The 14,997-nt window shown below is 71.4% G+C and carries 13 protein-coding genes; 7 read left to right on the top strand and 6 right to left on the bottom strand.

What is annotated here, in order from left to right; all coding sequences use genetic code 11:
• Positions 1-10 precede the first annotated feature (10 nt).
• Positions 11-967, bottom strand: a complete 957-nt coding sequence (locus AC07GB_RS04320) for a pirin family protein (RefSeq protein WP_478841680.1) — start codon at positions 965-967, stop codon at positions 11-13.
• 761 nt (positions 968-1,728) lie between these two features.
• On the opposite strand from AC07GB_RS04320, the gene AC07GB_RS04315 reads away from it, so the two are divergent.
• Entirely contained in the window at positions 1,729-2,775 is a 1,047-nt protein-coding gene (locus tag AC07GB_RS04315) for a cytochrome P450 (RefSeq protein ID WP_478841771.1), read from the top strand.
• 24 nt (positions 2,776-2,799) lie between these two features.
• Here the strand turns inward: AC07GB_RS04315 and AC07GB_RS04310 are convergent, their stop codons facing one another.
• Positions 2,800-3,282 (bottom strand): SseB family protein, encoded by a 483-nt coding sequence (locus AC07GB_RS04310; protein WP_478841679.1) that lies wholly within the window; start codon positions 3,280-3,282, stop codon positions 2,800-2,802.
• A 143-nt stretch (positions 3,283-3,425) separates the two neighbouring features.
• Here AC07GB_RS04310 and AC07GB_RS04305 point away from each other — a divergent pair, with 143 nt between their 5' ends.
• The 4 genes from AC07GB_RS04305 (at position 3,426) to AC07GB_RS04290 (ending at position 8,277) form a co-directional block, all read left to right on the top strand.
• Positions 3,426-4,292: an alpha/beta fold hydrolase gene (locus AC07GB_RS04305; protein WP_478841678.1), complete on the top strand. Its 867-nt coding sequence runs from the start codon at positions 3,426-3,428 to the stop codon at positions 4,290-4,292.
• Positions 4,293-4,421: 129 nt separating this feature from the next.
• Positions 4,422-6,248: an acyl-CoA dehydrogenase gene (locus AC07GB_RS04300; protein WP_478841677.1), complete on the top strand. Its 1,827-nt coding sequence runs from the start codon at positions 4,422-4,424 to the stop codon at positions 6,246-6,248.
• Positions 6,249-6,398: 150 nt separating this feature from the next.
• Positions 6,399-7,703 carry a M18 family aminopeptidase gene (locus tag AC07GB_RS04295; protein WP_478841676.1) on the top strand — a complete coding sequence of 435 codons (1,305 nt, stop codon included), beginning with the start codon at positions 6,399-6,401 and terminating at the stop codon, positions 7,701-7,703.
• A 76-nt stretch (positions 7,704-7,779) separates the two neighbouring features.
• A complete protein-coding gene (locus AC07GB_RS04290; RefSeq protein ID WP_478841675.1) occupies positions 7,780-8,277 on the top strand; it encodes an LURP-one-related/scramblase family protein in 498 nt (165 codons plus the stop codon).
• A 72-nt stretch (positions 8,278-8,349) separates the two neighbouring features.
• On the opposite strand, the gene AC07GB_RS04285 is transcribed toward AC07GB_RS04290, so the two are convergent.
• Positions 8,350-9,180: a carbon-nitrogen family hydrolase gene (locus AC07GB_RS04285; RefSeq protein ID WP_478841674.1), complete on the bottom strand. Its 831-nt coding sequence runs from the start codon at positions 9,178-9,180 to the stop codon at positions 8,350-8,352.
• A 135-nt stretch (positions 9,181-9,315) separates the two neighbouring features.
• Between AC07GB_RS04285 and AC07GB_RS04280 the strand changes: the two genes are divergently transcribed.
• Positions 9,316-10,140, top strand: a complete 825-nt coding sequence (locus tag AC07GB_RS04280; RefSeq protein ID WP_478841673.1) for a maleylpyruvate isomerase family mycothiol-dependent enzyme — start codon at positions 9,316-9,318, stop codon at positions 10,138-10,140.
• A 108-nt stretch (positions 10,141-10,248) separates the two neighbouring features.
• On the opposite strand, the gene AC07GB_RS04275 is transcribed toward AC07GB_RS04280, so the two are convergent.
• The gene (locus tag AC07GB_RS04275) at positions 10,249-11,571 is read right to left on the bottom strand and encodes an MFS transporter (RefSeq protein ID WP_478841672.1); all 1,323 of its coding nucleotides are present in this window, start codon (positions 11,569-11,571) and stop codon (positions 10,249-10,251) included.
• The gene (locus tag AC07GB_RS04270) at positions 11,568-12,278 is read right to left on the bottom strand and encodes a GntR family transcriptional regulator (protein WP_478841671.1); all 711 of its coding nucleotides are present in this window, start codon (positions 12,276-12,278) and stop codon (positions 11,568-11,570) included. The genes AC07GB_RS04275 and AC07GB_RS04270 overlap by 4 nt, the downstream gene beginning before the upstream one ends.
• Positions 12,279-12,581: 303 nt before the next feature.
• Here AC07GB_RS04270 and AC07GB_RS04265 point away from each other — a divergent pair, with 303 nt between their 5' ends.
• Positions 12,582-13,466 carry a D-alanyl-D-alanine carboxypeptidase family protein gene (locus AC07GB_RS04265; protein ID WP_478841670.1) on the top strand — a complete coding sequence of 295 codons (885 nt, stop codon included), beginning with the start codon at positions 12,582-12,584 and terminating at the stop codon, positions 13,464-13,466.
• Between the two features lie 73 nt (positions 13,467-13,539).
• Here AC07GB_RS04265 and AC07GB_RS04260 read toward each other — a convergent pair whose 3' ends face one another.
• Positions 13,540-14,994, bottom strand: a complete 1,455-nt coding sequence (locus AC07GB_RS04260; RefSeq protein WP_478841669.1) for a dihydrolipoamide acetyltransferase family protein — start codon at positions 14,992-14,994, stop codon at positions 13,540-13,542.
• Positions 14,995-14,997: the final 3 nt, after the last annotated feature.

Here is a 14,997-nt window from a genome sequence, read left to right as displayed (position 1 = left end):
CAGCCGGAGGTCACATCCCGTGGACCGCGGGCACGGACCCCAGCCGCCCCTTCTGGAAGTCCTCGAACGCCTGCTGCAACTCGTCACGCGTGTTCATCACGAACGGCCCGTAGTGCGCCATGGGCTCCCGGATCGGCTGCCCACCCAGCAGGACGACCTCCAGATCCGGAGTGTGGGAGTCCTGCTCGGCGTCCGCCCGGACGGTGAGCGACCCACCGGCCCCGAACACCGCGGTCTGCCCCAGCCGCACGGGCCGCCGCTCGGCACCCACGGTCCCGCGCCCGGCGAGGACGTACGCGAGCCCGTTGAAGTCCTCCCGCCAGGGAAGCGTGACCTCGGCACCCGGCCGCACCGTCGCGTGGACCATGGTGATCGGGGTGTGCGTGATCCCCGGCCCCTCGTGCCCGTCCAGGTCACCGGCGATGACACGGAGCAGCGCGCCCCCGTCCTGCGAGGTCAGCAGCCGCACCTGGCCGCCGCGGATGTCCTGGTAGCGGGGGTCCATCATCTTGTCCTTCGCGGGCAGGTTCACCCACAGCTGGAGCCCGTGGAAGAGCCCGCCGGACATGACGAGGGACTCCGGCGGCGCCTCGATGTGGAGCAGGCCCGAGCCGGCCGTCATCCACTGGGTGTCGCCGTTCTGGATGGTGCCGCCACCGCCGTTGGAGTCCTGGTGCACGAACGTGCCGTCGATCAGGTACGTCACGGTCTCGAAGCCGCGGTGCGGGTGCCAGGGCGTGCCCTTGGGCTCTCCGGCCGCGTACTCCACCTCGCCCATCTGGTCCATCATGATGAACGGGTCGAGGTGCTTGTAGTTGATCCCGGCGAAGGCCCGGCGCACCGGGAACCCTTCGCCCTCGAAGCCGCTCGGCGCGGTCGTCACGGCGAGCACGGGCCGGGCCGCGGTGTCTGCGGGCACGGTCACGCGGGGCAGGGTCAGCGGGTTCTCAACGGTCACTGCGGGCATGGTTCGGACCTCCTCTTACGCTCAGGTTAGTTGAACGTAGAACTTTCTGCCACTTGGAACGCGGCCCGGCCCGACGGCATTCCCACCCTCCGCCCCACCGAACGACCCCTGACCGAAACGCGCCCCCGGCACTCCCGCGCCCCGCCGGCCACCCACCCCTTCGGCCACCCCTCCCCACACTCCCGTCACACGGTCCCCACATATCCCGCATATGGAGATAACAGCCCTCCGGGACGCGCCGAAAGAAGAACAACCCATTGACAATGCGCGGCACAGACCGATTCACTCACCACGTAACAACTGGAGCGCATTTCCCGGTAACCCTTGGGGCGCCGTGAATTGCCGCTCCTAAACCTTTGTTCCACGTACCGATAACGCATGGAGGGAGGGGTTTTACATGGCTAAGCTCATCCAGGCCCTCAAGGCCGCCACGAAGAAGAGCGAGCCCAGTCTGAAGCAGTCCGCCTGGTACATCTGGTACTGAGCGCCCTGGTGCCCCGGGGCCCGGACCACCCAGCACGTCCGGTACCGGCCTTCGGGCCCGCGGGCCCGCGCACGGCACAGGAGCCGGTCCACTTCCGTTCCGCCGCGCGCGGGCCCTTCATTCCGGAGACCTCCGCATGTCAGCCACAGAACAGCCCCAGAAGCAGCAGGACCAAAAGGCAGGGAACGCAGGCACCGTAAAGAATTCAGAAAACGGCACGTCGCGTGGAACCGGCGGACCGAGAAACACATCGGGCCCGGCCCGGCCATCGTCGCGAATTCGCCGCACCACCCTTTTCGCGCCACGGCTCCAGGCCCTGCTCGACGAGCACACCGGCAAGGACCTCGTACGGCTGGAACCCGACACGATCGGTGTGCCCGGCGCGGAGCTGTCCGACCGCATCCTGGCCGCGCGCCGGGCGACCGAGACCGAGCGCCCCACCTTCAAGCCCCTGCACGGCCGCTCCATCTCCAAGGCCGAGGCCGCGTCGGTGATGCGGACCGTCGGGCGGGACGTCCGTGCCGCCCTGGACGGCCCCGACCCGCTCCCCGCGGGCACGGACCTGTCCGGGCCGTGGCCGATCACCGGGCACCGCTTCCTGCGCGACCTGGTCCTGCGCGACGACCCGTGGCGCCTGCGCGTCCTGATGTCCCGGCTCCTGGAGATCGACACCAAGGTCACCTGGACCACGATCGTGACCGGCGCCGCCCTGCCGCGCCGCCCGCGGCCCGGACCGCACCTGACCCAGCTGGCGAACCTCGTCGCGGAAGCGGAGACCTACCAGGACCGGCGCTACGCCATGGGCATGTACCGCCGCGCCGCGGCGCCGGTCTGCTTCACCGTCTCCACCCTCGTCGCCAACGCCCTGTGGCTCGGCTCCCCCTTCGACGACTCCGCGTCGGACCGCGCCGTGCTGTACGAGGCGATGCGGCTGCTGCCCCCGTCGTGGAACCTGCTGCGCAACCGGTCGCCCGAGTACCCGGCGATCGACGACCGGATAGGCCGCGGCGACGACATCCTGATGCTGCCGCTGCTCACCCACCGCGACCCGGCCCTCTGGGACGCCCCGGACGAGTTCCGCCCCGAGCGCTGGGACACCCTCGACCCCGACGACACCCCCGGCTACCTGCCGTTCGGCCACGTCAGCGAGCGCTGCTGGGGCCGCCACCTGGTCATGCCGCTCGCCGAGCTGCTCCTCGGCCACATCCGCAGGACCGGCCTGATCGTCGCCCCCGGCCAGCGCACCGCGGAGGTACCGCTCCTCGGCCTGCTCGGCGTACGCACGGTCCATGTGGGCCACCGCGGCAAGGTCCGCCACGTCTGACGGCGCCCCGGGCCTGAGGGACGGTCAGCCGTACATGCGGCGCATCGCGAAGTCCACCATCTGCTCGACGGCCTTCGCGTCGAACACCATGCGGTGCTCGCCCTCCATGTCCAGGACGAAGCCGTACCCCGTCGGCAGGAGGTCGATCACCTCGGCGCCGGTGATGACGAAGTACTTGGAGTCCTTGCCTGCGTAACGGCGCAGCTCCTTGAGGGAGGTGAACATCGGGATGACCGGCTGCTGGGTGTTGTGCAGCGCGAGGAAGCCCGGGTTGTCGCCGCGCGGGCAGTAGACCTTCGAGGTCGCGAAGATCTGCTGGAAGTCCTCGGCGGACATCGAGCCCGTGGTGAACGCGCGCACCGCGTCCGCGAGGGAGGGCGGCGAGGGCTCGGGGTACAGCGGGGGCTGCTGGCCGTAACCACCGGGCATCTGCTGCGCGTGCTGCTGCGGCTGCTGCGGCGGGGCGTACCCCTGGCCGACACCGGCGTGTTGGTCGTAGCCGTACATGCCCCCAGCCTACCGAGAGCGGCGTGGCGGCCCGCCGGAAACTTTCTCTAACGACCACTAGACAATGGCGCGGCGGCTCGGCTACGGTTTCTGTAGTGGCAGCTACAGATAGTCGTGGCCGCCGGGACCGAAGGGGGACCCCCATGCCCGCACACCCGCAGACGCCGACCTCAGCGACGGCTGCGCCGGCCGCGACCGCGACCGCGCGCCCCACACCCGGCGCGACGTTCGCGCGCACGGCCGCGGGCACCGGCCCCGGAGTGCTGCTCGCCCACGGCGCGGGCGGCTCGATCGCGGCCAACTACGGCCCCGTGATCGACGCGTTGACACCGAAGCGCCGAGTCGTCGGAGTCGACTATCCGGGCACGGGCGCGACCCCCCGGACGCGGACCCCGCTGACCCTGGACGCGCTCGCGGACGAGCTGGTCGCGGCGGCGGACGCCGAGGGCCTGGAGACCTTCGCGGCGGTGGGCTATTCGCTGGGCACGGCTGTGGCGGTGCGACTGGCGGCGCGGCACCCGGAGCGGGTGACGGCGCTGGCCCTGACGGCCCCCTTCGCCCGCACGGACACCCGCACGCGGCTCACGGCCGAGGTCTGGCGGAGCCTCGCCGCGTCCGGTGACCGGGACACCCTCGCCCGCTTCCTGCTGCCGCTCGCACTGAGCCCCGCGGCCCTGGAGTCCCTGTCCGGCGAGGACCTGGAGGCGGCCGTGCGGGGCACGGCCGAGACGGTCCCTGAGGGCTCGGCGGACCACGTGGACCTGGTGGCCAGGGCCGACGTGCGCGCCGACCTGGCGCGGATCACGGCGCCCACACTGGTGATCACCACGACCGAGGACCAGCTGATCCCGCCCGCGCTCCAGCGCGAGGTGGCGGCGGGCATCGCGGGCGCCCGCACGGCGGACCTCACCACGGGCCACCTCCCCTTCGCCGAGGATCCCGCGCAGTGGCAGCGGCTGATATCGGCCTTCCTGGACGATCTGCCCGCGCACCGGACCCCGGAGAAGTAGACCCAGCTCACACTTGGCCGCTCAGGGGTTGCCTCTTATTACCGACGGGTAGCATCATTTAAGACCACAAGCTACTTACTGGTACGCCTACGAGGTCCCCGCCTCCCAAGCCACTACGGAGCCGTCGCCATGGGGCACTACAAGTCGAATCTCCGCGACATCGAGTTCAACCTCTTCGAGGTGCTCGGCCGCGACAAGCTGTACGGCACCGGCCCGTTCGCGGAGATGGACGTCGAGACCGCCAAGAGCATCCTCAGCGAGCTGGCCCGCCTCGCGGAGAACGAGCTGGCGGCTTCCTTCGAGGACGCCGACCGCAACCCTCCGGTGTTCGACCCGGAGACCAACACCGCCCCCGTCCCGGCGTCCTTCAAGAAGAGCTACCAGGCCTTCATGGACTCCGAGTACTGGCGCCTCGGCCTGCCCGAGGAGATCGGCGGCACCACCTCGCCCCGCTCCCTGATCTGGGCGTACGCGGAGCTGCTGCTCGGCTCGAACCCGGCGATCTGGATGTACTCCTCGGGCCCGGCGTTCGCCGGGATCCTCTTCGAGGAGGGCAATGACGTCCAGAAGAAGATCGCCCAGGTCGCCGTCGAGAAGCAGTGGGGCTCGACGATGGTCCTCACCGAGCCGGACGCCGGCTCGGACGTGGGCGCGGGCCGCACCAAGGCCGTGCAGCAGGAGGACGGCTCCTGGCACATCGAGGGCGTGAAGCGCTTCATCACGTCGGGCGAGCACGACATGTCGGAGAACATCCTCCACTACGTCCTCGCCCGCCCCGAGGGCGCGGGCCCCGGCACCAAGGGCCTGTCCCTCTTCCTCGTCCCGAAGTACGAGTTCGACTTCGAGACCGGCGAGCTGGGCGCCCGCAACGGCGTGTACGCGACGAACGTCGAGCACAAGATGGGCCTCAAGGCGTCCAACACCTGCGAGATGACGTTCGGCGACCAGCACCCCGCCAAGGGCTGGCTGATCGGCGACAAGCACGACGGCATCCGCCAGATGTTCCGCATCATCGAGTTCGCCCGCATGATGGTCGGCACGAAGGCGATCTCCACCCTCTCCACGGGCTACCTCAACGCCCTGGAGTACGCCAAGGAGCGCGTCCAGGGCCCCGACCTGGCCCAGTTCATGGACAAGAGCGCGCCCAAGGTGACGATCACCCACCACCCGGACGTGCGCCGCTCGCTCATGACGCAGAAGGCGTACGCGGAGGGCATGCGCGCCCTGGTCCTGCACACCGCCGCCGTCCAGGACGAGATCGCGGTCAAGGAGGCGGCCGGCGAGGACGCCACCACCCTCCACGCGCTGAACGACCTGCTGCTCCCCATCGTCAAGGGCTACGGCTCCGAGAAGGCCTACGAGCAGCTGGCCCAGTCGCTCCAGACCTTCGGCGGCTCGGGCTACTTGCAGGAGTACCCGATCGAGCAGTACATCCGCGACGCCAAGATCGACACGCTCTACGAGGGCACGACCGCGATCCAGGGCCAGGACTTCTTCTTCCGGAAGATCGTCCGCAACCAGGGCGCCGCGCTCAACGGCCTGGCCGAGGACATCAAGAAGTTCCTCGCCCTCGGCACCGGCGGCGAGGAGCTGGCCGGCGCCCGCGAGGAGCTGGCCAAGGCCGCGGTCGAGCTGGAGGCCATGGTCGGCGTCATGCTGACCGACCTCGCGGCCACCGAGCAGGACGTCAAGTCGATCTACAAGGTCGGGCTCAACACCACCCGCCTGCTGCTCGCCTCCGGTGACGTCGTCGTGGGCTATCTGCTCCTGCGCGGCGCCGCCGTGGCCGCGGAGAAGCTGGCGACCGCCTCCGCGAAGGACGTGCCCTTCTACCAGGGCAAGATCGCCGCGGCCAGGTTCTTCGCGGCGAACGTCCTGCCGGGCGTCGCCACCCAGCGCGCCCTCGCCGAGGGCGTGGGCCTGGACCTGATGGAGCTGGACGAGGCCGCGTTCTAGGCCCCGCCGAGGCTCTGGTGGCCCGCTCCCTGCCGGGGGGCGGGCCACCGGCACAGGGCGCGGGGCACCGGGCGGGCCCGCGGGGGCCTACGCCCACCGACCTGCGAAGAGGACGGCACAGGGCCCGAGGGCCTGGTTAGGCTGAGCGGCATGCGCACACGCCCCCGCTTTGACCGCGGTCACACCGACGACCTGATGTCCTTCCTGGCGGCGAGCCCGTCGCCGTACCACGCCGTGGCGAGCGCCGCGGAGCGGCTGGAGAAAGCGGGCTTCCGGCAGGTCGAGGAGACCGAAGCCTGGGACGCGTCGAGCGGCGGCAAGTACGTGCTGCGCGGCGGCGCCATCATCGCCTGGTTCGTGCCGGAGGGCGCAGGCGCGCACACCCCGTTCCGCATCGTCGGGGCGCACACCGACTCCCCCAACCTGCGGGTGAAGCCGCTGCCGGACGCCGGCGCCCACGGCTGGCGCCAAGTGGCCGTCGAGATCTACGGCGGGCCGCTGCTCAACTCCTGGCTGGACCGCGACCTCGGCCTCGCGGGCCGCCTCACCCTGCGGGACGGCTCCACCCGCCTGGTCAATGTGGACCGGCCGCTGCTCCGCGTGCCCCAACTGGCCATCCACATGGACCGTTCGGTGCCGACCGAGGGCCTCAAGCTCGACAAGCAGAAGCACATGCAGCCGATCTGGGGCCTGGGCGGCGACGTGCGCGAGGGCGACCTGATCCGCTTCGTGGAGGAGGAGTGCGGCCTCACCCCCGGCGAGGTGACCGGCTGGGACCTGATGACCCACTCCGTTGAGCCGCCCGCCTATCTGGGCCGCGACCACGAGCTGCTCGCGGGCCCGCGCATGGACAACCTCCTGTCCGTGCACGCCGCCACGGCCGCGCTCGCCGCCGTGGCCACCGCCTCCGGGGCCGACGCGCTGCCGTACATCCCGGTCCTCGCCGCGTTCGACCACGAGGAGAACGGCTCGCAGTCCGACACCGGAGCCGACGGCCCGCTGCTCGGCGGCGTCCTGGAGCGCTCGGTGTTCGCGCGCGGCGGCCACTACGAGGACAAGGCCCGCGCCTTCGCGGGCACGGTGTGCCTGTCGTCCGACACCGGCCACGCCGTGCACCCCAACTACGCGGAGCGGCACGACCCGACGCACCACCCGCGGGCCAACGGCGGCCCGATCCTGAAGGTGAACGTCAACAACCGCTACGCCACCGACGGCGGCGGCCGCGCCGTGTTCGCCGCCGCGTGCGAGAAGGCGGGCGTGCCGTTCCAGTCGTTCGTCTCCAACAACGCGATGCCCTGCGGCACGACCATCGGCCCCATCACGGCGGCGCGGCACGGCATCAAGACCGTCGACATCGGCGTGGCGATCCTGTCCATGCACAGCGTGCGCGAGCTGTGCGGCGTCGACGACCCGCCCATGCTGGCGGACGCGCTGCGGGCGTTCCTCGAAGGCTGAGCCCCTCGGGCCCGTCCTTGCGGGCCGACCCTTTCGAGGGGGCGGAAACGTCCCGTTCGCGGGTACTCATGGCTGCATGAGGCTTCTCGTGCGCGACCGTCTGTTCGGCATCGGCGACGACTACTGGATCGAGGACGACCGGGGCCGCAAGGTCTTCCTCGTCGACGGCAAGGCCATGCGGCTGCGGGACACCTTCGAACTGAAGGATCCGCAGGGGCGGGTGCTCATCGACATCCACGCCAAGATGCTCGCCCTGCGCGACACGATGGTGATCGAGCGCGAGGGCGAGCCCCTGGCCAGGGTGAAGCGCAAACGGCTCTCGCTGCTGCGCAACCACTACCGCGTGGAGCTGGCCGACGGCAGCACCGTGCTCGACGTCAGCGGCAAGATCGCCGACCGCGAGTTCGCCATCGAGTACGAGGGGGAGCTGCTCGCGGACATCTCCCGCCGCTGGTTCAGCGTGCGGGACGCCTACGGTCTCCACATCACCCGCGACGACGTGGACCCGGCTCTCCTGGTGGCGGTCACGGTCTGCGTCATCCGCCTGGCGGAAAAGGAGCGTGGCGAGGACTGAGCGCTTCGTCCGCGGGTCGTCCGTGGCCGGTCGCGCGGTTCCCCGCGCCCCTTCGGGGGCGCCGCCCAGGCGTCAGAGGCGGGGCTCGGCCACGCCAAGGCGCCGGTCCTTGAGGGCCGGGAACTGCTCCCGGGTCTCCGCGACCTTCGCCAGGTCGAGGTCCACGGTGAGCACCTCCGCGGCATCGGGTCCCGCCTCCGCGAGGACCTCGCCCCAGGGGTCGACCACCACGCTCGCCCCCGCCTGCGGCACCCCCGCGTGCTCCCCGGCGGTCCCGCAAGCGAGCACGAACACCTGGTCCTCCACCGCCCGCGCCCGCGCGAACAGCGACCAGTGCGCGCGTCGCCGCGCGGGCCACCCCGCGGGCACCACGAAGACCTCGGCGCCCGCGTCCACGAGCCCCCGGAAAAGCTCGGGGAAGCGCAGGTCGTAGCAGGTGGCGAGGCCGAGCACGGCCTCGGATGTCCGGACGGTGACCAGCTCACGGCCCGCGCCCATCAGGACGGCCTCGCCCTTGTCGAAGCCGAAGCGGTGGATCTTGCGGTAGGCGGCGGCCAGCTCACCGGTCGGCGAGAAGACGAGGGAGGTGTTGAAGAGGGGGCCGTCGCCCGCGGCGGAGCCGCTGTCGGACACGGCGCGCTCGGGGATGGACCCCGCGTGCAGCCACACGCCCGCGTCGCGCGCGGCCTCGGCCATCGCCTCGTACGTCGGTCCCTGAAGCGGCTCCGCCTCCGTGGCGAACGCCTCGTACCCGAAGGCCCCGGTCGTCCACAGCTCGGGCAGCACGATCAGGTCGGAACCCTCCCGTTCCGCCACCTCGCGCACCAGCGAAGAGACGCGCTGTCGCCGGGACTTGACTGATTCGTCATCCTCTACGGCGATCTGGAGGAGAGAGGCGCGCACAGTACCACCGTCCTGGCATTCGAACCGTCAACTAGGCCTACGATCGTCACACGAAAGCACTGCCGGGGTGCCCACGGGCAGCGTAACTTAAAGCCCAAGACACCCACCGCCCGCGTACGACCGCCGAGGGGTCCCGTGAGTCTCCATCCCAGCCTGCAAACCTACGCCGATGCCTGGGCGCACGCCGTGGAAGCGATATCCGAGCTGGTGACCCCGCTCGCCGAGGGCGAGTGGAACCAGCCAACCCCGTGCCCGGGCTGGTCCGTCCGGGACATCGTCTCGCACGTCATCGGCCTGGACTGCGAGATGCTCGGCGACCCGCGGCCGATCCACACGCTGCCGCGCGACCTGTACCACGTGAAGACCGAGGGCCAGCGGTACATGGAGATGCAGGTGGACGTCCGCCGCCACCACACCGCGCCGGAGATGACCTCCGAGCTGGAGTACACGATCATCCGCCGCAACCGCCAGATCCGGAACGAGTCGCGGGCCCCGGAGACCATGGTGCGCGGCCCCCTCGGCACCGAGCAGAGCCTCGAACTCGCCATGCGGATCCGCGCCTTCGACGTATGGGTGCACGAGCAGGACCTGCGGGTGGCCCTGGGACGGCCGGGGAACCTCGACTCGCCGGGCGCGTACGTCGCCCGCGATCTGATGCTGCACGGCCTGCCGAAGGTCGTCGCCAAGAAGGCGGGCGCCCCCGCGAACTCGGCCGTCGTCTTCGACGTGAGCGGCCCCGTGGAGTTCCTTCGTACGGTACGCGTGGACGCCGAGGGCAGGGGCACCGTCGACAACACGCCCTCGCTGGGCCCGCTCGCCACCATCGCCACGGACTGGGAGACGTACTCCCGCCTCGCCTGCGGGCGCGTACCGCACTCGGCGGTCGGCGACCGCGTGAAGGTCGAGGGCGACCACGAGCTGGGCGACGCGATCCTGGGGAACTTCTCCGTCACCCCGTGACCCGGTCACCCTCCGACCCGGTCACCCTCCGACCCGGTCACCCTGTGACCTTGTGGCCCGCCCCGCACGACGCGGCCCCGGGGAGGGGGCGAGCCCCCTCCCCCCGCCTCACGCCGCGGGCACGTGCACCGTCTCCACCCGGCTGGCGACGAGCCGCTCCCGCTCCCGCCGTGCGGCCCTGCCGCGCAAGCGCAGGATCTGGCTCACGCCGAGCGCCTGGAGGACGAAGACGCAGGAGAAGGCGACCCGGTAGTCGTCGCCCGTGGCGTCAAGCAGGACGCCGACCGCGAACAGCGTGGTCATGGAGGCGACGAAGCCGCCCATGTTGGTGATGCCCGAGGCCGTGCCCTGCCGCTCCGGCGGGTTCGCGGGACGGGCGAAGTCGAAGCCGATCATCGACGCGGGCCCGCACGCCCCGAGCACCACGCACAACACCACGAGCAGCCACAACGGCGCGTGCTCACCCGGGTAGGCGAGGACGCCCGCCCAGACCACCGCGGTCGCGGACACCGTGCCGAGTGCCAGCGGCAGGCGTGCCGCGTGGTGCCGGGCCACGATCTGGCCGTAGACCAGGCCGACCGCCATGTTCGACAGGACGACGAGGGTCAGCAGGTCGCCCGCCGCGCCCCGGCTGAGGCCCTGCGCCTCGACCAGGAAGGGCAGGCCCCACAGGAGCAGGAACACCATCGCGGGGAACTGCGTGGTGAAGTGCACCCACAGGCCGAGCCGGGTGCCGGGCTCCCGCCAGGCCCTGGCGATCTGCTCGCGCACGAAGCCGGGCCCCGCCGCGTCGCGGGCCGGCGGCGGGGGCGGCTCGTGGCCCTCGGGGTGGTCCTTCAGGAAGAGCGCCATGAGGACGAGGACGACGACTCCGGCGAGCGCGCTGCCCGCGAACGCCTCGGTCCAGCCGATGTCGTGCAGGAGCCGGGCGAGGACGAGCGTCGAGACCAGGTTGCCCGCCATGCCCACCAGGCCCGCGAGCTGTGCCACCAGGGGCCCGCGCCGGACCGGGAACCAGCGGGTGCCGAGCCGGAGCACGCTGATGAACGTCATCGCGTCGCCGCAGCCCAGCAGCGCGCGGGCCGCGAGCGCCGTCCCGTACGAGGGCGCGAGCGCGAAGCCGAGCTGCCCGACGGTGAACAGGACCGCGCCGAGCGTGAGGACCTTCTTCGTGCCGAGCCGGTCGACCATCAGGCCGACGGGTATCTGCATGCCCGCGTACACGAGGAGTTGGAGGATCGAGAACGTCGACAGGGCCGACGCGTTGACGTGGAAGCGGTCGGCGGCGTCCAGGCCGGCGACGCCGAGCGACGTGCGGAAGGTGACGGCGACGAAGTAGACGGCGACGCCGACGCACCACACGAACACGGCCCGCCGGCCGCCCGGCGGGTCCCCGGGCAGGCGCCCGGCCTTGGCGGACGCGGCGCTCATCGCGTCGCCCCCCGCGCCAGGTTCTGGAACCAGCCGACGTGCCGGGTGACGACCGCCACCGCGGCGTCCGCGTCCTCGGCCGTCAGGGCGGCCAGGATCTCCTCGTGCTCGGCCAGGGTCTTCGCGATCCGGTCGGGGTGCGAGTGCAGCACCGCGACGCCCATCCGCAGCTGGCGGTCGCGCAGCTGGTCGTAGAGGCGCGCCAGGATCTCGTTGCCGCCGCTGCGGACGATCGTGGCGTGGAAGCAGCGGTCCGTGGTGGCCGCCCCCGCGAGGTCGCCCGCGGCGGCCTGCTCCCGCTGCTTCTCCAGGAGTTCGGCGAGCCGGTCGAGCAGGCCGGGGGGCGCGGGCACCGCCTTGCGCACCGAGTGGGTCTCCACCAGGAGCCGGGTCTCGACGACGTCCGCGATCTCCTGCGCGGAGACGGGCAGGACGAGCGCGCCCTTCTTCGGGTAGAGCCGCAGCAACCCCTCCACCTCCAGCTTCAGGAGCGCCTCGCGCACGGGCGTGCGGGACACCCCGACGGCCTCGGCCAGCTCGCCCTCGGTCAGGAGCGTGCCGCCCTCGTAGTGCCGCTCCAGGACGGCCCGCTTCACGTGGGCGTAGACGCGCTCGGCGGCGGGGGGCTGTTTGCCGGGGGCGGCGGTGGCGGCGAGACCGGGGGCAGCGGCGGTGGGGGCGGTCGCGGTGGGGGGAGCGGTCGGCATGCGCACAGCATAGATACAACACGTATGCGATGGATCTTGCGTCCACGATCCGGACGACGCCCTCGCATGTATCCGGACGACGCCCTCGCACGTATCCGGACGACGCCCTCGCACGTACATGACCATGCGACAACTTTCGGGTCACTTTTTCCGTCATCCGTGCATCCTTCGTGCCCCCTCGCGAGTCTTGTCCGTGGCGGCTCCCTCATGTCGTCTGCAATGCAGGGGGATTCGGGGCGCGGGCCGCCCAACTCACGTATCAGGGACAATGGAGCGTCTACTTTGAGAATCCGGACAACGGGCATGCGCCGGGCATCCGCCGCCGCCGTCATCACGGCCGGAGCCGTCATGACGACGACGGTCGTCACGGTCCCCGCAGCACACGCCGCCGCGCCGCCCAAGCCGTCGATCTCGGCCAAGGGCGGCTTCCTCATGAACAGCGCGACGGGCAAGACGCTGTTCACGAAGAGCGCCGACTCCCGCCTCAAGACGGGGTCCACCACCAAGATCGCGACCGCGCTCACGGTGCTGAATCAGCCGAACCTGAACCTGAACCGCAAGGTCAAGTACCAGAAGGCGTACAGCGACTACATCGTCCGCAACGGCGCCTCCTCGGCCAAGGGCCTCATCGTCGGCGACACCGCCACGGTCCGCGAGCTGCTGTACGGCCTGATGCTGCCGTCCGGCTGCGACGCCGCCTACGCCCTCGCCGACACCTACGGCAAGGGCAGCTCGCGCGGCGCCCGCGTGAAGTCCTTCATCGGCAAGATGAACAAGACGGCGCGCGACCTGGGCCTGCGCAACACGCACTTCGACTCGTTCGACGGCATAAGCAATGGCGCGAACTACTCCTCGCCGCGCGACCTCACCAAACTGACGGTCAAGGCGATGAAGAACTCGCTCTTCCGCACCATCGTGAAGACCAAGGGCTACAAGGCCAAGCCCAAGATGCCCAACGGCGGCACCCGCGGGATGCCGGTCTGGGGCAACACCAACCAGCTGCTCGGCACCTACCGCGGTGCCATCGGCGTGAAGACGGGCTCCGGCGCCCAGGCCAAGTTCAACCTGGTCTTCGCCGCGACCCGCAACGGCAAGACCGTCGTCGGCACCGTCCTGACCGCGCCGACGAAGGAAGCACGCTACAAGGACGCCAAGAAGATCATGGACTACGGCTTCCGCGTCGCGTAACTCCCGGCCCCGAGCCACGGGAAGGGGGCCCGCCGCGGTGTGCGGCGGGCCCCCTTCTCGCGTCCGCGGGCGCCTACGCCCAGGTCATCAGCCGCTTGGGCTGCTCCAGGATCGCCGCCACGTCACCGAGCACCTTCGAGCCCAGCTCCCCGTCCACCAGGCGGTGGTCGAAGGACAGGCCGAGGGTGGTCACCTGACGCGGCTTCACCTTGCCCTTGTGGACCCACGGCTGGAGCTTGATCGCGCCGACTGCGAGGATCGCGGACTCGCCGGGGTTCAGGATGGGCGTGCCCGTGTCGATGCCGAAGACGCCGATGTTCGTGATCGTCACCGTGCCGCCCTGCATGGCGCCGGGCGACGTCCTGCCCTCGCGGGCCGTGGACACCAGCTCGCCGAGCGAGGCGGCCAGCTCGGGCAGCGTCCGGGCGTGCGCGTCCTTGATGTTCGGCACGATCAGGCCGCGCGGGGTCGCCGCGGCGATGCCCAGGTTCACGTAGTGCTTCTGCACGATCTCCTGGTTCGCCTCGTCCCAGGTGGCGTTCACCTCCGGGTTGCGGCGGATCGCCACCAGGAAGGCCTTGGAGATCAGCAGGAGCGGGTTCACCCGCAGGCCCTCGAAGGCCCGGTCCTGCTTCAGCTCCTCGACGAGCTTCATCGTGCGCGTCACGTCCACCGTCACGAACTCCGTGACGTGCGGCGCCGTGAACGCCGAGGCGACCATCGCCTGCGCGGTCGCCTTGCGGACGCCCTTGACCGGGATACGGGTCTCACGAGCCTCCGACGACACCGCCGACGACGACGCCACCGCCGCCACGGGCTCCTGGGCCGCCGCGGGTGCCGGGGCCACGGGGGCCGGCGCCGGGGCCACCGCCGCGTGCACGTCCTCGCGGGTGATGACGCCGTCCGGGCCCGTCGGCGCGACCGTGGCGAGGTCCACGCCCAGGTCCTTGGCGAGCTTGCGCACGGGCGGCTTGGCCAGCGGGCGGGACCCGGCGGGCGCGGGGGCCGCCGCCTCCGGGGCGGGCGGCGCGCTGTGGCCGTTCAGCTCGGCCTGCACCGCGGCCGCGGCGGGCGAGGGCTCGGCCTGGCCCGGCACCTGCTTGCGGGCGCGGCGCTTGGTGGAGGACTCCGCCACGCCGTATCCCACGAGGACCGGCTGGCGGCCGGAGGGGGCCGCGGGCTCCGCCGACGGCTCGGGCTCCGCCGACGGCTCGGGCTCCGCCGACGGCTCGGGCTCCGCGGCGGGCGCGGGCGCCGCGCCCCCGGACACGTCCACGGTGATGATCACCTGGCCGACGTCCACGGTGGTCCCCTCCGCGAACCGCAGCTCACGGACCGTGCCGTCGAACGGGATCGGCAGCTCCACGGCCGCCTTGGCCGTCTCCACCTCGCACACGACCTGGCCGTCGGTGACGGTGTCACCCGCGGCCACGTACCACTTGAGGATCTCCGCCTCGGTGAGTCCCTCGCCCACGTCGGGCATCTTGAACTCGCGGACGGCCGACGTGGTGTCAGTCATTGTCGTCACGAC

This window comes from Streptomyces sp. NPDC045778, from assembly GCF_056431945.1.
The sequence above is the reverse complement of the archived record's forward strand: the minus strand, read 5'-3'. Positions and strand labels throughout refer to the sequence as shown.